Source organism: Telluria sp. ZB4P36, assembly GCF_059685865.1.
On the sequence record NZ_JCASIE010000002.1, the window covers coordinates 532,351 to 553,737 of the forward strand.

Consider the following 21,387-nt stretch of genomic DNA (forward strand, 5'->3'; position numbering starts at 1 on the left):
AAATATGCGGCGAAATCCTACAAAACCTTCTTGCCGGGGAGAAGTCCTCTAGATGTCGGCATCTCCTGCTATTTCCACGCGTTTTTCGACCGCTCGCGTACCAGCATCCGGACGGTCTCTGGAACCGGTCTGCGAACCTCTCGGATATCGGCATTGAGCCAGGCTACTTCCTCGAAAAGCTTGAGCATGGCCGGCGTGATGAAGCGGGTGCGCGCCGCATAAACGTGGCGGTCGCCCATCTGTGCCTGCTGCTTGATGAAGAAGCGGTTCGGCAGCACCAGGTGCAGGTGCTCGCGGGCGCGCGTCATCGCCACGTAGAGCAGGCGCCGCTCTTCCTCGATGTCGTCCTGGCTCCCGGTACTCATGTCCGAGGGAATGCAGCCGTCCACCACGTTCAGCACGTGCACCGACTTCCACTCCTGTCCCTTGCTCGAATGGATGGTCGACAGGATCACATAGTCCTCGTCCAGCAGCGGCGGGCCGGCGCGGTCGCTGGTCGCTTCCGGCGGGTCGAGCGTGATCTCGGCCAGGAAGCTTTCACGCGTCGCGTGGCCGCCCGCCAGTGCAGTCAACTGTTCGACGTCGGCCACGCGCACCGTGGCGTCGTCGACCATGCGCTCCAGGTGCGGCAGATACCATTGCTTGACCAGCTCGATGTCGGCCGGCCAGCGCAGCCCCGGCGTCCGCAGGCGCCGGTACAGGGCGCTGAAGGCGGCCCAGTCGGCGCTGCTCCTGGCCGGCGGAGCGAAGGCTTCCACCGCGGCCGCCGGGTCGGTTGCCTCGCCCACCGCGTCCAGCAGGCGGGTGGCGGTGGCCGGACCGATGCCCGGAATCAGCTGGGCCACGCGGAAGCCCGCCATGCGGCCGTTCGGGTTCTGGGCGAAGCGCAGAACTGCCAGCACATCCTTGATGTGGGCGGCCTCGAGGAACTTGAGGCCGCCGAACTTCACGAAGGGGATGTTGCGGCGCATCAGCTCCAGTTCCAGCGCGGCGCTGTGGCTGGCCGCGCGGAACAGCACCGCCTGCGACTTCAGCGTGATGCCCGCTTCGCGGTGTTCGAGAATGCGATTGCAGACCCAGCGCGCCTGTTCGGCTTCGTCCGGGATCAGGACCAGTTGCGGCTTGAGGCTGGACACCTTGTCGGTCCACAGCGTCTTCGCATGACGCTCGCGCGCACCGGCAATCATCGCATTCGAAGCGTCGAGGATGGGCTGGGTCGAGCGGTAATTGCGCTCCAGCGTGATGAGCGCGGCGGGCTGCGAGAACTGCTTCGGGAAATCGAGGATGTTGCGCACCGTCGCGCCGCGGAAGGCATAGATCGACTGGGCATCGTCGCCCACCACCATCACGCCGGCGCCGTCCGGCTTCATGCCGGTGATGATGGCCGCCTGCAGGCGGTTGGTGTCCTGGTATTCGTCGACCAGCACGTGGTCGAAGCGGGCGCCAATCTCCGGCCCCAGCTCCGGGTCGGCCGCCATCTCGGCCCAGAACAGCAGCAGGTCGTCGTAGTCGAGCACGTTCTGCTCCTGCTTGGCGTCGACGTAGGCGCCGAACAGGGTCTTCAACTGTCCTTCCCACTCGCTGCACCAGGGGAAGGTAGACTGCAGCACTTCCTCGAGCGGTGCGCGGCTGTTCACCACCCGCGAATAGATCGACAGGCAGGTACCCTTCAGGGGAAAGCGCTTCTCCGTATTCGACAGGCCGATCTCGTGGCGCACCAGTCCCATCAGGTCTTCGGAATCGCCGCGGTCATGGATGGTGAAGGACTCGTCCAGGCCGATGCGGCCCGCGTATTCACGCAGCAGGCGTGCGCCGATCGCGTGGAAGGTGCCGGCCCAGGGCAAGGTCACCGTTCCCTGCGAACCGGATTTTCCCAGCAGGCGCTGCAGCACGCCGCTGGCGCGCTGGCTCATTTCCCCGGCTGCACGCCGCGAAAAGGTCAGCAGCAGGATACGCTGCGGATCGGCCCCGGTCCCGATCAGGCGGGCGACCCGGTGCGCCAAGGTGTTGGTCTTGCCCGAACCCGCACCGGCCACGACCAGCAGCGGCCGCACGCCGGCGGCGCCGATGTCGTGCTCGACCGCGGCACGCTGTTCGGCATTCAGGCCGGCGAAGGGATCGTCGGTAGCGGGCTGGTCGAGGGAGGCTGACATGGCTTAGATCTTTGGAAATGCCGTACTGTACATTTATCCAGTTCTAATGCGCAAGTCGAAAGAATTCCACAGTCAAGTGCGCACGCGATTCACAGCCGCCTATTGCTGGGCATCAGGTCATGGAATACATGCGAAATGCGTGCTAAGTAGTTAATATTTAAAAAGTTTTCCGGATATCCACAAACTCTGTGAATAACTATGTGGAAAAGCGGGGGCTTGACACGCCGAATGCGGCCTTCCGTGCGGCTTTCAACAATTTGCCTATTGGGAAGGCAGGGCCGATAGCCCCGCAAATCAAGGGCTTAGGCGCACTTGTCGCGCAGTCGGCACGTAAAAGCACAAAATTATTTTAGGGAAATCTTTGTGCATAAGCCAGTGTACGCTGACCCGACGCTGTCCCTGCCGCGGAAGGGCAAACTCAGGCCGCTGCCAGTCCGGCGCTGCCGCGCCGTCTGCCGGGCTCCAGCAGCACGCGTGCGATGACCCGTCCGTCGACGGCATGGGATTTGAGGTATTCAAGTGCGGATAGGGTGCCCGCGACACGCATCAGGGCGAGGCCGTCGTCCACGATGTCGCGCTGGCGCTGGTCGTGCCGTGCATCAATAACGGCGGCGTCTGGACTGGCTTGGGAGTTGCGGAGAGGATTCATCATGCGCCTGGCCTTTCGGATAAAGGGTGGTCGGCTGCACCGGAGTATGGGCGAAGCGCGAGCAATGTCAATACCAGAGTCGAATCGAAGCGCGCCTGGTTTTCGCGCTCCCGTATGCACAGGAAGCAGCGCTGCGCCATCCCGCGCGGACGCCGCCTACAATGGCCGCGCACACCAACCACGCGAGGACGCCATGAGCATGCAACCCGACCCCGACTTGAATCCCGGCGATGAAGCGCAGCCCGGCACGCCCGGCGCCGGCGAAGACGTCTGCGACGACTGCGCCGGCACCGGCAAGGTCGACGGCAAGCCCTGCCCCAACTGCGGCGGCAGCGGCAAGGTCATGCGGGGCATCGGAGGCGGCTGAAGGTCCGGGCATGCATGGACAGGACGGGACCGGGGCGGCGATAATCCCCGGATGAGTTCTCCGCCTTCCGCTCCCGACCGCCCCCGTCCCGCCTCGCTCTTCGACCTGTTCGTCTCCTTCACCGTCCTGGCCCTGCAGGGTTTCGGCGGCGTGCTGGCGGTCGTGCAGCGCGAGGTCGTCGAGCGCAAGCGCTGGCTGACCCAAGAAGAGTTCATCGAGGACTGGGCGGTGGCGCAGATCATGCCGGGGCCGAATGTGGTCAACCTGTCGATCATGCTCGGCGCCCGCTGGTTCGGACCGGTCGGGGCGCTGACCGCGATGGCCGGCCTGCTGGTGCTGCCGCTGGCGCTGGTGCTGCTGCTGGCCGCTATCCACGCACGCTTTGCCGGCCACTCTGCGATGGCCGGCGCGCTGCGCGGCATGGCGGCCGTCTCGGCCGGCCTGATCGCCGCCACCGGTTTCAAGCTGTCCACCGCACTGGCCAGGAACCCGATCCCGCTGCCCTGGTCCATCGGCCTCGCCGCTGCCGCCTTCGTGCTGCTGGCCTGGCTGCGGGTGCCGCTGGTCTGGGTGCTGCCGGCCCTGGGCGGGCTCGGGTGCGTGCTGGCCTGGCGCAGGCTGCGCCCATGATGCCGGCGCTCCCACCCGGCCTGGTCCTGGGCCCGGACGACTGGACCGGCCTGCTCGTCCATTTCCTGATGCTGTCGCTGATGCAGTTCGGCGGCGCGATTTCGGTCACCGCCGACATGCAGCGCTACCTGGTCGAGGACAAGGGCTGGCTGAGCCAGTCGCAGTTCAGCGACTCGATTGCGCTGGCGCAAGCAGCGCCGGGGCCGAACGTGCTGTTCGTCGCCCTGATGGGCTGGAACCTGGGCATGAACACGGGCAGCCTGGGCGCCGCCTTCGCCGGCATGGCCCTGACCATGCTCGGCATCCTGCTGCCCTCTTCCCTGCTCAACTACCAGGTCGCGCAATGGGGCCACCGCAACCGCGAGCTGCGCGCGGTGCGCGCCTTCCGCCTCGGCATGGCACCGGTCGTGATCGGCATGCTGCTGGCGACCAGCTGGCTGCTTGCCGGTGCGGGATCGGAACGGAGCAGCTGGCCGCTCTGGCTGCTGGCGGCGCTCAGCTGCCTGGTGGTCTGGCGCACCCGCCTGCACCTGCTGTGGGTGCTCGGCGCCGGCGCCCTGCTGGGCGCGTTCGGCTTCGTGTGACTGGCAGACCCGGTCCCGGCAAGGCATACTTGCGGAATCGACCACTCATCCAGTGACCCCATGCCTGAACTCCTCAGCGAGCACGCCTGTTTCGGCGGCGTCCAGCGCTTCTACCGCTTCGACTCGCAGGCGACCGGCCTGCCGATGCGCTTTTCCGTCTACCTGCCGCCCGGCGCCGAAGGCAAGCGCCTGCCCGTGCTGTTCTTCCTCGCCGGCCTGACCTGCGCCGAAGAGACCTTCATGATCAAGGCCGGCGCCCAGCGCGTGGCGGCCCAGGAGGGCCTGATCCTGGTCACGCCCGATACCAGCCCACGCGGCGCCGGCGTGGCCGGCGAGACCGACAGCTGGGATTTCGGCGCCGGCGCCGGCTTCTACGTCGACGCGACCGAGCCCCAGTGGTCACGCCATTACCGCATGTACAGCCACATCCTCGAGCTGCGCGAACTGGTGCCGACGAGCCTGCCGGCCGACCCGGCGCGGGTCGGCATCTTCGGCCACTCGATGGGTGGGCATGGCGCCCTCATGATGGCGCTGAGGAACCCTGAGCTGTTCCGGTCGGTGTCGGCCTTCGCGCCGATCGCCGCGCCGATGCGCTGCCCCTGGGGCCAGAAAGCCTTCGGCGGCTACCTCGGCGCGGACCAGGCTGCATGGCACCAGTACGATGCGACGGAATTGATGGCCGCGATGACGTCGGCGCCCTTCCCCGGCGGGATCCTGATCGACCAGGGCCTGGCGGACAAGTTCCTGGAAGAGCAGCTATATCCGGAAGCCTTCGAGCAAGCCTGCGCGCGCGTCGGCCAGCCGCTCACGCTGCGCCGCCATGCGGGCTATGACCACGGCTATTACTTCATCTCAAGCTTCGTCGAGGATCACCTGCGCTTCCATCGCCGGCTGCTTGGGTGAGCCAAACGCATGAACGGCGCACGCACACGGGCGACAGCAAAAACTGAATCGCGAGCTTTTGTAGGTCTGCTTCAGGTCAGATCCTGCCGGTCGTGCCAGTCTGCATGTAAGCGCCTGTATCGGGCCATGTATTTACTGTTGAGTTTTTCTTCAGTCGGCGCATAATCGGCACCAACCCCGACAGTTTCTCACCAGGACGACCATGGCCTCTCATGCTCCTGCGCGACGGCCGCGCCACGCCGGTCCACTACCCTGGCTGGCCAGCGTTCTGCTCGCAGCCACCCTGGCCGCGTGCGGCGGCGGCGGTGGCGGCAGTGCCCCGGCCCCGGCGCCGGTCCAGACGCCGCCGCCGCCGCCGGTCGCGGCACTACCTGGCAGCTATGCCGATCCCGTCCTCTACTCGGGTGCCGCCGCGGCCTCGCTGGCAAGCGCCGAGGAGCGCTCCTCCAAGGTCGACAAGAACATCACCCTGGACGGCAAAGCGCTCGCCTACACCGCCAGCGCCGGCCACCTGACCGCCACCGACCTGCAGACCGGCCAGCCGGCGGCGTCCTTCTTCTACGTCGCCTACACCGCCGGCACCCAGCCCGCGGCGCAGCGGCCGCTCACCTTCTTCTACAACGGCGGGCCGGGTTCGGCGTCGATCTGGCTGCACCTGGGTGCATTCGGGCCGCGCCGGATGGCCACCACCTTTCCATCCACTGAACCGCCAACCAGTCCGCCGCAGCTGGTCGACAACCAGGAAACCCTGCTCGACCATTCCGACCTGGTCTTCGTCGACGCCATCGGCACCGGCTATTCGCAGGCGATCGCGCCGCGCACCAATGCCCAGTTCTGGGGCGTCGACCAGGACGCGGCGGCCTTCCGCGACTTCGTGCGCCGCTATCTCGCCGCCAACAACCGGCAGGCCTCGCCGGTCTACCTGTTCGGCGAATCCTATGGCGGGCCGCGCACGGCCGTGCTGGCCAACCTGCTCGAGAGCGCCGGCGTGCGCGTGGCCGGCGTCATGCTGCAGTCGCCCGCCATGAACTACAACGCGAATTGCGGCGTGTTCAATCCCGGCCAGGTCAGCTGCGAAGGCTATATCCCGAGCTATGCGGCGGTGTCGGCCTACCACCAGAACGGCAGCAGCCTGCCGGCCGACTTCTCGTCGGTGCTGCAGAAAGCGCGCGAGTTCGCCGCCGGCCCCTACCGCAGCGAGGTCGGCGCCTTCCTCTCCGGCGGCACGCCGCCGAGCGATGCCACCGTGACCCAACTGGCCGCCTATACCGGCGTGGCGGCGCTGACCTGGCGCCAGGACCTGTCGATGGTCCCGGGGGCCTACCGCGCCCGCTTTCAGCCGGGACAAGTGATCGGGCGTTACGATGCTCGGGTGAAAGCGCCGGTCGGCAGTGCGCTGGCGGCCGGCGGCGATCCGTCGATGAACCTGGTCGGCAGCGCCTTCGTCAACACCATCCGCACCTATCTCGAGACCGAGTTGCGCTATACCGCGATGACGCCCTACCTGAGTTCCAACAACGTTCTCGAGCAATGGAACTTCAGCCACGACGGCAAGGCGGTGCCGGACACGATACCGGACCTTGCCGCGGCCCTGACGCTCAATCCGTCCATGAAGGTGCTGGCCATGGGCGGCTACCACGACCTGGCGACGCCCTTCTACCAGACCGAACTGGACCTGGCGCGGCTCGGCCCCGCCCCCGGCATCCAGATCCGCAACTACGACAGCGGGCACATGAGCTACCTCGACGACCGCGTGCGCCGCCTCCAGAAGGCCGACCTGCGCGCCTTCTACAACAGCGTATCGGTGGCACAATGAAGACCATGCATCTCTTATCATTCCTCCTCCTGGGCGCGGCGCATCTGGCAGCCCCGGCTTCCGCACAGGGGCAGATCGGCGCCGACGCCCAGCTGCCGCCCGCGCTGCGCAACCGCCCGGCCGACACGCCGCCGGCGTCGGGCGCGGCACTGCGCGCACAGGCGCTGGCCAAGCTCGAGGCGCAGTTCCGGGCAGCCGATACCGACGGTAACCGCAGCTTGTCGCGCGAGGAGGCGAAGGGCTTCGGCTTCGTCGCCCGGCATTTCGACGCCATCGACACCAGGGGCCGCGGCGCCGTCACCTTCGACGAGCTGCGCAGTTACCTGACGCAAGCGAAAACCGAGCGGCGCTAGGGCGCCGCCCGTTGCGGCTCCGCCCGCTTGAAAACAGCCGGTCTCCATCCTATAAATAAATTGCTGGTATCTACCAGCGATCACTGTTCATCCATGGAGGCCATCATGAATCTCATCAAGAGGGGTGCTTCCCCACTGCCGGCCTACCGTCCGGGTTCCGTCGAGGACCAGTTCGGACGCATGGTCGAGAGCATGTTCCAGGATTTCTTCAGCCCGCTCTCCCAGGGCGGCCAATGGGCCGGTGAAGGCGCCGTATCGCCGCGCCTGGACGTCAAGGAAACCGAAAAGTCCTACGAAATCCAGGCCGAACTGCCGGGCGTAAACAAGGAGGACGTCAAGGTCTCGGTCGATGGCCAGCGGGTCACGATCGAAGCTGAATGCCGTGAGGCAAACGAACGCCGTGAGGGCGAAACCGTGGTGTATGCTGAACGTACCGCACGCAGGTTCATGCGCAGCTTCGCCCTGCCCACCGAGGTCGACGACGGTACGGCACAAGCGCGGCTCGAGAACGGCGTTCTGCAGCTGAGCCTGCCCAAAAAGCAGGGCACTGAAGCACGCCGTCTGACCATCCAGTAAGCGTTCGCGCTGTCCATGGTCCGCCTACCGCGTTGCGGCGCCCTGCCGCGGCGCGGCGCGGCCGCTTTTCGTTTCATGTCCGCAGCTTTTTGGTCGTTGCACCATGTCCGATACAGAAGGCTACAAGGATCGCACCCACGCCGGCCGCCAGCTGGCGCGCGTGCTGCGCCACCTCGCCGGCCAGGCCGACCCGATCGTGCTGGGCCTGCCGCGCGGCGGCGTGCCGGTGGCCTTCGAAGTGGCCCAGGCATTGGGGGCGGAACTCGACGTGCTGCTGGTACGCAAGCTGGGCATGCCCGGCAATAAGGAATACGCGATGGGCGCGATCGGCAGCGGTGGCGTGCGCGTGCTGCAGCCGGGCGTGCCCGGGCTGATGGGCGTGACGCAGGAGCAGGTCGAGGCTGTGGCCGCGCGCGAGCTGGCCGAGCTCGAACGGCGCGACCGCCTCTACCGCGGTGGCCGCCCGCCGCCGCGGCTCGAAGGACGCTGCGTGATCCTGGTCGACGACGGCATCGCGACCGGCGCCAGCATGCTGGCCGCGGTCCGGGTGGTGCGCAAGCAGCGCGTGGCGCGGCTGGTCGTGGCGGCGCCGGTGGGCGCGCCCGACACGATCGGCCTGCTCGAGCGCGAAGCCGACGAAGTCGTCTGCCCGCTCGCACCCTTCCGCTTCCACGCGGTCGGCCAGTACTACCGCCGCTTCGGGCAGACGGAGGACGAAGAAGTGCAGGATCTGCTGGCGCAGGCATGGGCAAGGCCCGCCGCGCGGCATGGCAACCAGGACAACCGAAAGGAGCGGACATGAAACCGATACCAACCGAGACGGCAACCGATGTGGGCAGCGTGGGCAAATGGCTGGGGGCAGCGGCGGCCGGAGCGCTGCTGATGTACCTGCTCGACCCCGAACGCGGCTCCGCGCGCCGCTCGCGGGCCTTGTCCGCACTGCGCACCGCCGGCGCCCGCACCGGCGCGACGGTCGACCATGCCCTGCACAACGCCGGCGACCGCCTGGTGGGCCTGAAGGACAGCGCCGCCAGCGCACTGTCGCGCGGTGCCGACCGCCTGCATGCGCAGGCAGCGCCCATGATCGAACGCGCGCGCCACGGCGCGCAGGAAGCGACCCAGCGTCTCGAGGACAACGCGGACCGCGCCCGGGCGCGGGCCAGGGCCTGGGAAGAAAGCGCCGATGCGCACAGCCGCTACGAAGCAGCGTCCAGTCGCTCGCCGGCGCCCCACAAGCGCTACGAACCGAGCCGCGACTATGGCGCGGCGCATCCGGCCCTGCTGGGCGGCGGCATGCTCGGCCTGCTCAGCCTGATGCGGCGCTCGCCGGGCGGCCTGCTGATCGGCCTCGCCGCGCTGGGCGTGTTGATGCAGGCCACGCGCAACAAGACCTACCGCGTCAGCGACAACATGTCCGGCAGCATGCGTGACATTGGGCGCGACGGCGACGAGCATGGCCAGGCGCCACTCGGCGCGACGGGCGAACAGGCCGGCAGCCGCTACCTGCATTGATTTTCCCGCAGCCCGGTCGATCTGTTCATGGCTACCGTTACCGACTATGAAACCGCCGCCCTGCGGGCGGCGGCCACCCCACTCACCGGCGGCGCGTCCGACTACGACGCATTGCTCGATCTCGTCGGCGATGCGCGCTTCGTGCTGCTCGGCGAGGCCACCCACGGCACGGCCGAGTTCTATGACGAGCGCGCGCGCATCAGCCAGCGCCTGATCGAAGAAAAAGGCTTCACGGCAGTTGCCGTCGAAGCCGACTGGCCGGACGCCTGGCGCGTCAACCGCTACGTGCGCGGCGAGGGGAGCGATCCCGATGGGCGCACGGCCCTGTCCGGCTTCGAGCGTTTCCCCGCGTGGATGTGGCGCAACACGCCGGTGCTGGCATTCGTCGAATGGCTCCGCAAGCGCAACGACGCGACGGCTGCGAGGCAAGACGCGGCCAAGGCCGGCTTCTACGGACTCGACCTGTACAGCCTGTTCACCTCGATCCAGGAAGTGCTGCGCTACCTGGACCAGGTCGATCCGGTGGCGGCCGACGAGACGCGCCGCCGCTATGCCTGTTTCGACCACTACGGCGAGGACAGCCAGCACTATGGCTACGCTACCGGCGTCGGCATGTCGGAATCCTGCCAGCAAGGCGTGCAGGCGGCGCTGCAGGAACTGCAGCAGCGTGCCTTCGACTACATGCAGGCGGACGGCGTGGCCGGCGCCGAAGGGGGGGCAAATGCGAGTCCCGAAGACGCCTTCTTCTACGCTCAGCAGAATGCGCGGCTGGTGAAGAATGCCGAGGAGTACTACCGCACCATGTTCCGCGGCCGCATCTCATCCTGGAACCTGCGCGACAGCCACATGGCTGATACGCTGGATGCGCTCGCACGGCACCTGTCGCGCGACGGCCAGCCGGCCAAGATCGTCGTCTGGGAACACAATTCGCACATCGGCGACGCGCGCGCCACCGAGATCGGGCGCCAGGGTGAATGGAACGTGGGCCAGCTGGCGCGCACGGCCCATGGCGCGGACGCCTGCCTGATCGGTTTCACCACCTACGACGGCCGGGTGACGGCGGCATCGGAATGGGATGGCCCGGCCCTGCACAAGCACGTGCGGCCCGGCATGCCCGGCAGTTACGAGCACCTGCTGCACAGTGTCGGCATGGAGCGCTTCTTCCTGCCGCTGCGTGCGCCCGGCGCGGCGCGCGACGTGCTGATGGAAGAACGGCTGGAGCGCGCCATCGGCGTGCTCTATCTGCCGCGCACCGAGCGCCACAGCCATTACTTCATGGCCCAGCTCCCGCGCCAGTTCGACGCCGTGATCCACATCGACCGCACCAGCGCCGTGACCCCGCTGGATGCCACCAGCGGCTGGCATTCGGGCGAACCGCCCGAGACCTATCCGCAGGGCTTGTGACGGGCCAGGCGGGGGCGGCGCCCCGCCTCCGGTCAGCCCTCATGGAAGGCATACCCGTTCCTGCCCTGCCCCTTGGCCGCGTACAACGCACTGTCCGCTGCCGCCAGCAGTTGCTCCTGCGGCTGGCGCGCCTGCGACAGCGCCAGTCCGACGCTGGTGCTGGCCTGGACCAGCCCGGCGCTGGTGCGGAACGGCACCCGCATACTCTCGACAATCTTGACGGCGATGCGCTCGGCTTCCGCCCTGCCCCCGATCTCTTCGAGGATGACCACAAACTCGTCGCCCGACAGGCGCGCCGGCGTGTCGGTGGCGCGCACCCCCACCGTCAGGCGCCGCGCAAACTCCTTCAGCACCTCGTCGCCCACGCCGTGCCCATGGGTGTCGTTGATCTTCTTGAAGTGATCGATATCGAGGTAGGCCAGCGCCAGCGGCCGGCCGCTGCGGCGGGCACGGTCCAGCGCATGGTGCAGCGTCTCGCCGAACATGCGGCGGTTGGCGATGCCGGTCAGGGTGTCGATCCGCGCCAGCTGCTGCAGCTGTTCCTCGACTTCCTTCACGTGCGTCATGTCGTGCACCAGCGAATACACGCCCGCCACCTTGCCGTCGGACTGGTAGTCGGGTATGTAGGTGGCCTGCAGGATGCGCGGGTCCCCGCGCACCGGAATCCGCACCTCGTGCGTCACCGCCTGCCCGCCGAATGCCTGCTCGAGGTGCGGACCGATGTCGGCGGCCGTTTCCGCGCCCAGCACCTCGGCCACCGGCATGCCCACCAGCCGGTCGGGCGTGACGCCGAACCATTTTTCGTAGGTGGCGTTTCCGAAACGGAAGCGCTGCTCGCGGTCGATGTAGGAGATCAGCACCGGCAGGTTGTCGGTGATTAGCTGCAGGCGCTTCTCGCTGGCGGCGCGGTCGCGTTCGGCCCGCTCGCGTTCGGCCATCAGGGCATGAAAGGCGCGCCCGAGTTCGCCGATTTCATCCCTGCGCCCGTCGCGCAGCACCGCGATGTCGGCGCCCTCGTCGCGGATCGCGGCGACGTTGTCACGCAGGTCCTGCAGCGGCGCCAGCAGACGGAATACCAGCACCCAGGCCAGCAGGCCGGCCGCCAGCGCCAGCCCGCCGGCGCTGAAGAAGGCGTTCTGGCGCATCGCCTCCATCGGCGCGAAGGCTTCCGCGCTCGGATAGCGCGCCGCCAGGATCCAGCCGGTCGTGCGCAAGCGCTTGTACGCATAGATCGAATCGCTGCCGTCCTTGCTGCGGGCCTCCAGCCAGCCTTCGAAGCCGGCCAGGGCGCGGTCGGTGCCCCGGTTCACGCCAGGGACGCTGCCGACATGCTGGAGCAGGCGTGATGCGTCGGGATGGTCGATGACCACGCCGTCGGCCGTCATCATGAACAGATAACCGGTCTTGCCCGGCTTGAGGGTGCTGATCTGGCGCAGGAAGCCGGAGCGCCGCAAGTCCACGCTGCCGGTCAGGACCGCGGCGAGCTGGCCGGTTTCGTCCGTCACCGGCGCGCTGAATACCACGATGTGGTTGCCGGTAAGGCGGCTGCGGAGCGGCCGCGAGATCACGCCCTTGCGCGTCTCGAGCGTGCGCTCGAAATAGTCGGTGCCGCGCGCATTCAGCGATGCCGGCCCGGGCAGCTCGCGCAGCGACATCCGCATCTCGCCGCCGGCGTCGAAAACCACCAGGTTCAGGTACTCGTCGGCGGCCCACAGCCGGACCTGGGCGGCCAGGAAGGGCCGCAGCCCGGTCCAGTCGGTGCGCAGCCGCGGCGGGATGGCGGCCGCGAGCGCCTCGACCTGGCCCAGCCGCGCGGCAAGGCGGTCATCCATGAAGGACGCGGCGCCCGACAGCAGGGTGTATTGCTGGTCGCCGATCACCCCTTTCATGCCGCGCTCGGCGACCGACAGCGTCGACAGCGTCACCAACAGGGTGGCCGCGAACACGAGCACGGCCGCCACCGAAGCCAGCCGCAACTTGAGGTTCGCCGATGTCAGACGAGGACCGGGTGTGGTCATGGATGGTGACGAGACTGATCAGCAGGATGACAAAGTATTACATATTCCGGCTGCCCGCTACGTTTCGTTCCGCAAAGAAATCGTCCATATTGTTGAGACCCGCCGATTCGTTTAGCATGGCGGATTAGCCTTTATTTCCCCCTGCGAAGGACGAGGTCCGCATGAGTACATACACGCTGCACATCAACGGCAAGGCACAGGCCGTGGACGTGGAACCCGACACGCCGCTGCTGTGGACCCTGCGCGACACGCTTGGCCTGGTCGGCACCAAGTACGGCTGCGGCCTCGGCCAGTGCGGCGCCTGCACCGTGCACATCGACGGCGTTCCGGCGCGCGCCTGCCTGACGCCGGTGTCCAGCCTGGGCAAGCGGAAGATCACCACCATCGAGGGCCTCGACCCGAAGGCCCGGCACCCGCTGCAGCTGGCCTGGCAGGAGCTCGACGTGCCGCAGTGCGGCTACTGCCAGTCGGGCCAGATCATGACGGCCTGCCACCTGCTCAAGCAGCATCCGAAGCCGACCGACGCCCAGATCGACGAAGCGATGGCGGGCAACCTGTGCCGCTGCGCCGCCTATACCCGCATCCGCGCCGGCATCCACCGCGCGGCCGAGATCAATTCCAATGGGAAGGGCAAGAAATGAGCGCACCGCTTTCTTCGTCGCGCCGCAGCTTCCTGCGCAGCACTGCCGTTGGCGGCGCCTTCATGCTCGGCATGTCGGCCGACGGCGAGCTGGCGGCTGCCGCACAGGCGGCGGCCGGAACACCGGCGGACTTCAGGCCGAACGCCTTCATCCGCATCGGCCGCGACGGCCGGGTGACCCTGATCTCGAAGCAGCCCGAGATCGGCCAGGGCATCAAGACCTCGCTGCCGATGGTGATCGCGGAGCAGCTCGAGGTGGACTGGAAGGACGTGCGCATCGTCCAGGGCGACCTCGACACCGCGCTGTACGGACCGCAGGGCGCCGGCGGCTCGACCTCGACCCCGACCAACTACGAGAACTTCCACCGCCTCGGCGCCGCCGCGCGCATGATGCTGGTGCAGGCCGCGGCCGACAGCTGGAAAGTGCCGGTTTCCGAATGCGCGGCCGCGAACGGCGCCGTGGTGCACGGCGCCAGCAAGCGCCGGCTCGGCTACGGCGCCCTGGTGGACGCCGCGTCGAAGCTGGCCGTGCCCGATGTGAAGAGCGTGGTGCTGAAAGACCCCGCCGCCTACAAGCTGCTGGGCACCCGGATCGGCGGCGTCGACAATGCCGCCATCGTCAGTGGCAAGCCGCTGTTCGGCATCGACGTGCGCCTGCCCGGCATGCTGTACGCCGTGTATGCCAAGTGCCCGGTGTTCGGCGGCAAGCCGCTCAGCGCCAACCTGGACGCGGTCAAGGCCATGCCGGGCGTGAAGGACGCCTTCCTCGTCGAGGGCACGGCCAACCTGAACGGCCTGCGTCCGGGCGTGGCGATCGTCGCCACCTCGACCTGGGCCGCCATGCGCGCGCGCCGCGAGCTGCAGGTGGTGTGGGACGAAGGCGAAGGCGCGAACCACAGCTGGGCCGACTTTACGGCCCAGGCCCAGGCGGCATCCAGGAAGGCCGGCGAAGGTGGCAGCACAAGCACCGTGCGCAAGGACGGCGACGTCCCGGCGGCACTGGCGGGCGCGGCCAAGGTGGTGGAGGCCGCCTACAGCTACCCCTTCATCTCGCACGCGAGCATGGAGCCGCAGAACTGCACCGCCTGGCTCAAGGAAGACGGCGCACTCGAACTGTGGGCGCCGACCCAGAATCCGGGCGCCGGCCAGGCACTGGTCAGCACCACCTTCGGCATCCCGAAAGAAAACATCACCCTGCACATCATCCGCAGCGGCGGCGGCTTCGGCCGGCGCCTGAGCTCGGACTTCATCGTCGAGGCCACCGCGATCGCCCGCAAGGCCGGCGCCCCGGTCAAGCTGACCTGGACCCGCGAGGACGACCTGCAGCACGACCACTTCCGCCCGGGCGGCTTCCACTTCCTGCGCGGCGGCGTCGATGCGTCCGGCAAGGCGGTGGCCTGGCACAACCATTTCGTGACTTTCGCCAACCGGGTCGAGCGCGAGGGCAAGAGCGTGCTGCAGCCGGGCAGCGGCGGCAACCTGTCTGCCGATGAATTCCCGGGCCGCTGGATCGATCACTGCCTGTTCGAGCAGACCATGCTGGAAACCCGCGTTCCAATGGGTCCATGGCGCGCACCGGGCAGCTGCGTGTTCTCCTGGGTGCTGCACAGCTTCATCGACGAGCTGGCGCACGCCGGCGGACGCGATCCACTGGCGTTCCGCCTGGAGCTGCTGGGTAACAAGGATCTCGTGCCGGCCAGCAGCGAACGCGGCCTGCCCTACGACGTCAAGCGCATGCGCAATGTGCTGGTCGAAGTCGCGCAGCGCGCCGGTTGGGGCAAGAAAAAATTCCCGCGCGGCCAGGGCCAGGGCATCGCCTTCCACTTCAGCCACCGCGGCTATGTGGCGCAAGTGGCCGAGGTGACGGTGTCGCGTGAAGGCAAGCTGAAGGTGGATCGGGTGGTGGTGGCGGCCGACGTCGGCGCGCAGATCGTCAACCTGTCGGGCGCCGAGAACCAGGTGCAAGGCTCGGTCATCGACGGCCTGTCGACCATGATGTTCCCGGAGCTGAACATCGAGAAGGGCCGCATCGTGCAGAGCAACTTCCACGATTACCAGCTGCTGCGCATGCCGGACGCGCCGGCCAGGATCGAGACGCACTTCATCAAGACCGACAATCCGGTGACCGGCCTGGGCGAGCCCGCCCTGCCGCCGCTGGCGCCGGCCGTGTGCAATGCGATCTTCGCCGCCACGGGCAAGCGGGTGCGTCAGCTGCCGCTGAGCAAAACCGACCTCAGCTGGAGCTGAGGTCGGGCTTCAATGGCGGTGCGCGGGATCGTTGTCCTTGGCCCCGTGGTAGTCGAGGATCGTCGCCGCCCTTTCCAGCAGCGCTTCGTCGGCGGTGATGGTGACGACGCACTTGCCGATCTCCAGCCCCGGCGTGTACACGTCCTTGTAGTCGGTGCCGCCCTTCACCGAGGGCGAATCGCCCACCGTGAAATTGGCTTCGGAAGGACCGGCTTCGTCACCGGTATGGGTGATGTCGATCCCGTTCCGGTCGAAGCCCGCGTCCAGCAGCGCCTGGCGCGCGCGCTCGGCATCCGCGAAGTTGTCGATCACCCTGACGATCTGCTTGTTCATGGCGCCTCCTTCGGTTCCTGTTGGAGGTTACCGTACCAGAAATGGGACGGGGCTGGCGCTCGGGCGGGCCGCCATTGCCGGAAGCTCATCAATGAACAGCGGTTCTTTGCCTGACGGCACCACACCATGGGAATCGCGAATCCTGGCCAGCACATAGGCGTACAGGCCGCGGACGCCTTTTCGCTGTAGAAGCACATGCACGGGAATGCCGATGAGAAGCGCCGCAATATAGCCCGGCAAGCCGAGTATGTAAGGCAGTACAACGTCGTCTGTACCATGCCTGTCAAGTCTGCTAGCGGCGCCGCTTACTCGCGAGGCCGGCCTACGGTGGTGCCAGGCTCGCGGTCCGGTATCACCGCCGTGACCTCGATCTCCACCCGCGCCCGCTCTTCCATGAGGGCCGCCACCTGCACCGCACTCATGGCCGGATAATGCCGCCCGATCACGTCGCGATAGGCCGCCCCCAGTGCCGCGCCGGCGCCAAGGTATTCCTGCCGGTCGAGCACGTACCAGGTCATGCGGACGATGTGCTCCGGCCCCGCCCCCGCTTCGCGCAGCACCGCGACCACGTTCTCCAGTGCCTGGCGCGCCTGGCCCACGAAGTCGTCGGTCTGGAAGCGGCATTCGGCATCCCAGCCGATCATGCCGCTCACGTAGACCTGGCGGCCGCGGGCGGCGATGCCGTTGGCGTAGCCTTTCGGGCGTACCCAGCCCGGCGGTTGCAGGATCTCGATCATGCGGCCTCCCCTGCCAGCAGTTCGCGCGCGATGATCAGCAGCTGCACCTCGCTCGCCCCTTCGTAGATGCGCAACGCGCGGATTTCGCGGTACAGCGTCTCGACCGTCTCGCCGCTGACCACGCCCTGGCCGCCGAACATCTGCACGGCCGCGTCGATGACCTGCTGGGCCGTCTCGGTCGCCGTCAGCTTGGCCATGGCCGCTTCCTTGGTCACACGCTTGCCCTGGTCGCGCATCCAGGCCGCGCGGTAGGTCAGCAGCGCGGCGGCGTCGATGCCGGTCGCCATCTGGGCCAGCTTGGCCTGGGTGAGCTGGAAGTCGGCCAGGGTCTTGCCGAACATGGCACGTTCGCGGGCGCGTTTCAGGGCTTCGTCCAGCGCGCGGCGCGCGAAGCCGAGGCTGGCCGCCGCCACCGAGGTGCGGAACACGTCGAGCGTGGCCATTGCCACCTTGAAGCCCTGCCCTTCCTCGCCGATGCGGTTGGCGGCCGGCACCCGGCAGCCATCGAAACGCAAACGCGCCAGCGGGTGGGGGGCGATCACGTCGATGCGCTCGGCGATCTCGAAGCCGGGCATGCCCGCTTCGACGATGAAGGCGGAAATGCCGCGCGCGCCGCGTCCCCCTTCGCCGCCGCCGTCGCCGGTGCGCGCGAACACCACGTAGAAGTCGGCGATGCCGCCGTTCGAGATCCAGGTCTTTTCGCCATCGAGCACATAGCTGTCGCCCTCGCGCCGGGCAGCGCACTGCATCGCCGCCACGTCGGAACCGGCTTGCGGCTCGGAGAGCGCAAAAGCGGCGATCGCCGCGCCGCTCGCCACGCGCGGCAGCCAGGCTTCCTGCTGCGCCGCCGTGCCGAACAGCGAGATTGCCCCGCTACCCAGGCCCTGCATGGCGAAGGCGAAGTCCGCCAGGCCGGCATGGCGTGCCAGGGTCTCGCGGATCAGGCAGATGGCGCGGGTATCGATCGCTTGATCCGCGCCGCCGATCGCATGGCGCAGCCAGCCGCCGCTGCCGAGCGCCGCGACCAGCGCGCGGCAGGCGGCATCGACATCCCTGCCGTGCGCGTGCCGCAGGTGGTCGCCGGCCCAGGCGTCGAGTTCCAGCGCCAGTGCGCGGTGGCGCGGCTCCAGGAAAGGCCAGTCGAGGAAATCGCGGTCAGCCATCTCAATCCCCTTCGAAATGTGGCGTGTCCTTGGCCACGAAGGCGTGGTAGGCGCGGTGGAAGTCATTGGTGGCCATGCAGATCGCCTGGGCCTGGGCTTCGGCTTCGATGGCTTCGTCGACGCCCATGTTCCACTCCTGCTGCAGCATTTTCTTGGTCATGCCGTGGGCAAAGGTCGGGCCATTCGCGAGCGTCGCCGCGAAAGCCTGCGCCTCGCCCAGCAGCGCATCCGGCTCGCACAGGCGGTTGAAGAAACCCCAGCGCTCGGCCTCCTCGCCCTTCATGGCGCGGCCGGTGTAGAGCAGTTCGGCCGCCCTGCCCTGGCCGATCACGCGCGGCAGCAGCGCGCAGGCGCCCATGTCGCAGCCGGCCAGGCCGACCCGGGTGAACAGGAAGGCGGTCTTGCTGCGCGTGGTGCCGTAGCGGATGTCGGAAGACAGCGCCAGGATCGCGCCGGCGCCGGCGCAGACGCCGTCCACGGCCGCGACGATCGGCTGCGGGCAGGCGCGCATCGCCTTGACGAGGTCGCCGGTCATGCGGGTGAATGCCAGCAGGCCGGGCATGTCGAGTTTGGTCAGCGGCCCGATGATCTCGTGCACGTCGCCGCCCGAGCAGAAGTTCTCGCCGGCGCCCGTGATGACGATCGCCTTGATGTCGTCGGCATAAGCCAGCGCGCGGAACAGGTCGCGCAGTTCGGCATAGGACTCGAAGGTCAGCGGATTCTTGCGCTCCGGCCGGTTCAGTGTGATGGTGGCGACCCGCTCCTGCACGGCGAAATGGAAATGGGTGGCCTGGTAGGCGGCAAGGCTGGCGCGGCTGCCCGGCAGCCGGTGCGCTTCGCCCGGTAAGTAATGCATGCGGTAGCTCCTGATAAGGGTGATTCAGCCTTCGAGCAGGCGCGCGGCCAGTTGCTGCGGCGTCAAGCCATTGCCGGCTGCCTGCATCTGGCGCTCGCGTTCGAGATTGCGTTCGAGCTGGGTCTTGCCGGCGCGGTACTGGCGCGGCCAGGCCGCGCCCGTGTAGCCGATGCGGGCGGCCTCGTTCAGCGTCCAGGCCGGGTTGGCCAGGTGCGGGCGGGCGACGGCGCACAGGTCGGCGCGGCCGGCCGAGACGATGCCGTTGACGTGGTCGGCTTCGTAGATCGAGCCGACCGCGATGGTCGGGATGCCGGCCTCGTTGCGGATACGGTCGGCGAACGGGGTCTGGAACATGCGTCCGTACACCGGCTTTTCTTCCTTGCTGACCTGGCCCGAGGAACAGTCGATCATGTCCGCACCGGCCGCCTTGAACAGGCGCGCGATCGCCACGGCGTCATCCGGCGTGATGCCGCCTTCGACCCAATCGTGGGCCGACAAGCGTACACTGATCGGCAGATCGACCGGCCAGACGGCGCGGATCGCGGCGAATACCTCGAGCGGATAGCGGCAGCGGTTTTCCAGGCTGCCGCCGTAGGCGTCCTGGCGGTGGTTGGTCAGCGGCGAGATGAAGCTCGACAGCAGGTAGCCATGGGCACAATGCAGTTCCAGCCAGTCGAAGCCCGCTTCGGCGGCGGCCCGGGTGGCGCGCACGAAGTCCAGCTTGATGCGCTCCAGGTCGTCCGGTCCGGCTTCGCGCGCCACCTGCGACACGCCCTGCAGGTACTGCTGCCTCGATGCCGACACCAGCGGCCAGTTGCCTTCATCGAGCGGCAGGTCGATCCCGTCCCACATCGGCCGGGTCGAGCCCTTGGCGCCGGCATGGCCCAGCTGGATGCCGATCTTCGCGTCCGCATTCGCATGCACGAAGCCGACGATGCGGGCCCAGGCGGCCGTGTGTTCCTGCGAGTACAGGCCGGGGCAGCCGGGCGTGATGCGCGCGTCGGCGGAGACGCAGGTCATCTCGGCCATCACCAGGGCCGCGCCGCCGAGGGCGCGGGCGCCGAGGTGGGCCAGGTGGAAGTCGCCCACCGTGCCGTCCACGGCCGAGTACTGGGCCATCGGCGAGACGATCACGCGGTTCTTCAGCAGCAGGCCGCGTACTTTATAGGGGGTGAACATGGGCGGGGTCGGCCCGCCCGGCGCCGCCACGCCGGCCTGGGCCGCGGCCCGTCCGGCGAACCAGGCTTCGAAGCCGGCGACATAGTCCGGGTCGCGCAGGCGCAGGTTCTCGTGCGACAGGCGCTGGCTGCGCGTGAGCAGCGAATAGGCGAACTGCTCGGCCTCCAGCGCCGTGTAGCGCCGCACGTTCTCGAACCATTCCATCGAGTTGCGCGCCGCGCTCTGCAGCTTGAGCACCTCGACCCGGCGCGCTTCCTCGTAGGCGGCCAGCGCCTCTTCGATCGGCGCGGCCGGATCGTCGAGGCAGCGCGCCAGCTCGATCGCGTCTTCCAGCGCCAGCTTGGTGCCCGAGCCGATCGAGAAGTGGGCAGTGTGGGCCGCATCGCCCATCAGCACCGTCGGCACCCTGCGCCCGTCGATCTCGTTCCAATGGACCCAGCGGCGGCAGGCGATACGTGGGAAACGGATCCACATCGCCGAGCCGCGCAGGTGGGCGGCGTTGGCCATCAGGGGCTGGCCGTCGAGGTAGCGCGCGAACAGGCGCTCGCAGAAGGCCAGCGCCTCCCGCTGGTCCATCGCTTCCAGCCCGGCGGCACGCCAGGTTTCCTCCGGCGTCTCGACGATGAAGGTCGAGGTGTCGCCGTCGTACTGGTAGGCGTGGGCCTGGAACCAGCCGTGTTCGGTCTCTTCGAACGCGAACGTGAAGGCATCGAATTTCTTGCGCGTGCCGAGCCAGACGAAGCGGCAGTGGCGCTGCTCCACCTCGGGCTGGAATACCTCGGCGTGGCGGCTGCGTACGGCGCTGTTGACGCCGTCGCAGGCGATCACCAGGTCCGCGTTGTAGTGACCAATTTCGGCCCGTGCCAATTCGGCATCGTCGCGCACCTCATGCTCGAATTCCAGGCGCACGCCGAGGGCGGCGCCGCGCTCCTGCAGGATGTTCAGCAGGCGTTTGCGGCCGATGCCGCAGAAGCCGTGTCCGCCGGACGTGAGGGTGCGCCCCTTGAAGTGGACGTCGATGTCGTCCCAGTGGTTGAAGGATTGCAGGATGGCGCGCGCGCTCTCTTCGTCGGCGCCGGCCAGGTGGCCGAGGGTCTGGTCGGAAAACACCACGCCCCAGCCGAAGGTGTCGCTGGCGCGGTTGCGCTCGACGACGGTCACGGCGTAGTCCGGATGGCGCTTCTTCATGAGCAGTCCGAAGTACAGGCCCGCCGGGCCACCGCCCACGCACACGATGTTCATTCCCACTCCCTGTCTGGTGTTGCCG

The 21,387-nt window shown here is 68.0% G+C and carries 20 protein-coding genes; 12 read left to right on the plus strand and 8 right to left on the minus strand.

The window, feature by feature from the left end; genetic code table 11:
• Nucleotides 1-68 precede the first annotated feature (68 nt).
• A complete protein-coding gene (locus tag AC56LK_RS05055; protein WP_497183470.1) occupies nt 69-2,153 on the minus strand; it encodes an ATP-dependent helicase in 2,085 nt (694 codons plus the stop codon).
• A 418-nt stretch (nt 2,154-2,571) separates the two neighbouring features.
• Nucleotides 2,572-2,805 carry a hypothetical protein gene (locus tag AC56LK_RS05060; RefSeq protein WP_497183471.1) on the minus strand — a complete coding sequence of 78 codons (234 nt, stop codon included), beginning with the start codon at nt 2,803-2,805 and terminating at the stop codon, nt 2,572-2,574.
• Nucleotides 2,806-2,995: 190 nt separating this feature from the next.
• Between AC56LK_RS05060 and AC56LK_RS05065 the strand changes: the two genes are divergently transcribed.
• The 10 genes from AC56LK_RS05065 to AC56LK_RS05110 all read left to right on the plus strand — a co-directional run bounded on the left by AC56LK_RS05065 (nt 2,996) and on the right by AC56LK_RS05110 (nt 10,947).
• On the plus strand, nt 2,996-3,169 hold the full coding sequence (locus AC56LK_RS05065; protein WP_497183526.1) for a hypothetical protein: 174 nt from the start codon (nt 2,996-2,998) through the stop codon (nt 3,167-3,169).
• A 51-nt stretch (nt 3,170-3,220) separates the two neighbouring features.
• The gene (locus AC56LK_RS05070) at nt 3,221-3,799 is read left to right on the plus strand and encodes a chromate transporter (protein WP_497183472.1); all 579 of its coding nucleotides are present in this window, start codon (nt 3,221-3,223) and stop codon (nt 3,797-3,799) included.
• Nucleotides 3,799-4,383, plus strand: a complete 585-nt coding sequence (locus AC56LK_RS05075) for a chromate transporter (RefSeq protein WP_497183522.1) — start codon at nt 3,799-3,801, stop codon at nt 4,381-4,383. The genes AC56LK_RS05070 and AC56LK_RS05075 overlap by 1 nt, the downstream gene beginning before the upstream one ends.
• Before the next feature lie 60 nt (nt 4,384-4,443).
• Nucleotides 4,444-5,286 carry an S-formylglutathione hydrolase gene (gene fghA, locus AC56LK_RS05080; protein ID WP_497183473.1) on the plus strand — a complete coding sequence of 281 codons (843 nt, stop codon included), beginning with the start codon at nt 4,444-4,446 and terminating at the stop codon, nt 5,284-5,286.
• A 202-nt stretch (nt 5,287-5,488) separates the two neighbouring features.
• Nucleotides 5,489-7,102 carry a S10 family peptidase gene (locus AC56LK_RS05085; protein ID WP_497183474.1) on the plus strand — a complete coding sequence of 538 codons (1,614 nt, stop codon included), beginning with the start codon at nt 5,489-5,491 and terminating at the stop codon, nt 7,100-7,102.
• 5 nt (nt 7,103-7,107) lie between these two features.
• Nucleotides 7,108-7,455, plus strand: coding sequence for an EF-hand domain-containing protein (locus tag AC56LK_RS05090; protein ID WP_497183475.1), 348 nt, complete (start codon nt 7,108-7,110; stop codon nt 7,453-7,455).
• A 105-nt stretch (nt 7,456-7,560) separates the two neighbouring features.
• Complete coding sequence (locus tag AC56LK_RS05095; protein ID WP_497183476.1) at nt 7,561-8,031, plus strand: Hsp20/alpha crystallin family protein; 471 nt, start codon at nt 7,561-7,563, stop codon at nt 8,029-8,031.
• 103 nt (nt 8,032-8,134) lie between these two features.
• A complete protein-coding gene (locus tag AC56LK_RS05100; RefSeq protein ID WP_497183477.1) occupies nt 8,135-8,833 on the plus strand; it encodes a phosphoribosyltransferase in 699 nt (232 codons plus the stop codon).
• A complete protein-coding gene (locus AC56LK_RS05105) occupies nt 8,830-9,543 on the plus strand; it encodes a hypothetical protein (RefSeq protein WP_497183478.1) in 714 nt (237 codons plus the stop codon). Before AC56LK_RS05100 ends, AC56LK_RS05105 begins: the two co-directional genes overlap by 4 nt.
• A gap of 27 nt (nt 9,544-9,570) precedes the next feature.
• Nucleotides 9,571-10,947, plus strand: a complete 1,377-nt coding sequence (locus tag AC56LK_RS05110; RefSeq protein ID WP_497183479.1) for an erythromycin esterase family protein — start codon at nt 9,571-9,573, stop codon at nt 10,945-10,947.
• Nucleotides 10,948-10,979: 32 nt separating this feature from the next.
• Here the strand turns inward: AC56LK_RS05110 and AC56LK_RS05115 are convergent, their stop codons facing one another.
• Nucleotides 10,980-12,923 carry a diguanylate cyclase domain-containing protein gene (locus AC56LK_RS05115; protein ID WP_497183480.1) on the minus strand — a complete coding sequence of 648 codons (1,944 nt, stop codon included), beginning with the start codon at nt 12,921-12,923 and terminating at the stop codon, nt 10,980-10,982.
• Between the two features lie 203 nt (nt 12,924-13,126).
• Between AC56LK_RS05115 and AC56LK_RS05120 the strand changes: the two genes are divergently transcribed.
• The gene (locus AC56LK_RS05120) at nt 13,127-13,606 is read left to right on the plus strand and encodes a (2Fe-2S)-binding protein (RefSeq protein WP_497183481.1); all 480 of its coding nucleotides are present in this window, start codon (nt 13,127-13,129) and stop codon (nt 13,604-13,606) included.
• Complete coding sequence (locus AC56LK_RS05125) at nt 13,603-15,852, plus strand: xanthine dehydrogenase family protein molybdopterin-binding subunit (RefSeq protein ID WP_497183482.1); 2,250 nt, start codon at nt 13,603-13,605, stop codon at nt 15,850-15,852. The genes AC56LK_RS05120 and AC56LK_RS05125 overlap by 4 nt, the downstream gene beginning before the upstream one ends.
• Nucleotides 15,853-15,861: 9 nt before the next feature.
• Here the strand turns inward: AC56LK_RS05125 and AC56LK_RS05130 are convergent, their stop codons facing one another.
• From AC56LK_RS05130 to AC56LK_RS05150, 5 genes are all read right to left on the minus strand, one after another.
• Entirely contained in the window at nt 15,862-16,185 is a 324-nt protein-coding gene (locus AC56LK_RS05130) for a hypothetical protein (RefSeq protein ID WP_497183483.1), read from the minus strand.
• 305 nt (nt 16,186-16,490) lie between these two features.
• The gene (locus AC56LK_RS05135) at nt 16,491-16,919 is read right to left on the minus strand and encodes a RidA family protein (RefSeq protein ID WP_497183523.1); all 429 of its coding nucleotides are present in this window, start codon (nt 16,917-16,919) and stop codon (nt 16,491-16,493) included.
• Nucleotides 16,919-18,085 (minus strand): acyl-CoA dehydrogenase family protein, encoded by a 1,167-nt coding sequence (locus AC56LK_RS05140; RefSeq protein ID WP_497183484.1) that lies wholly within the window; start codon nt 18,083-18,085, stop codon nt 16,919-16,921. The genes AC56LK_RS05135 and AC56LK_RS05140 overlap by 1 nt, the downstream gene beginning before the upstream one ends.
• A 1-nt stretch (nt 18,086) precedes the next feature.
• Entirely contained in the window at nt 18,087-18,941 is an 855-nt protein-coding gene (locus AC56LK_RS05145; RefSeq protein WP_497183485.1) for an enoyl-CoA hydratase family protein, read from the minus strand.
• A 24-nt stretch (nt 18,942-18,965) separates the two neighbouring features.
• Nucleotides 18,966-21,362, minus strand: coding sequence for a bifunctional salicylyl-CoA 5-hydroxylase/oxidoreductase (locus AC56LK_RS05150; protein WP_497183486.1), 2,397 nt, complete (start codon nt 21,360-21,362; stop codon nt 18,966-18,968).
• Between the last annotated feature and the right edge of the window lie 25 nt (nt 21,363-21,387).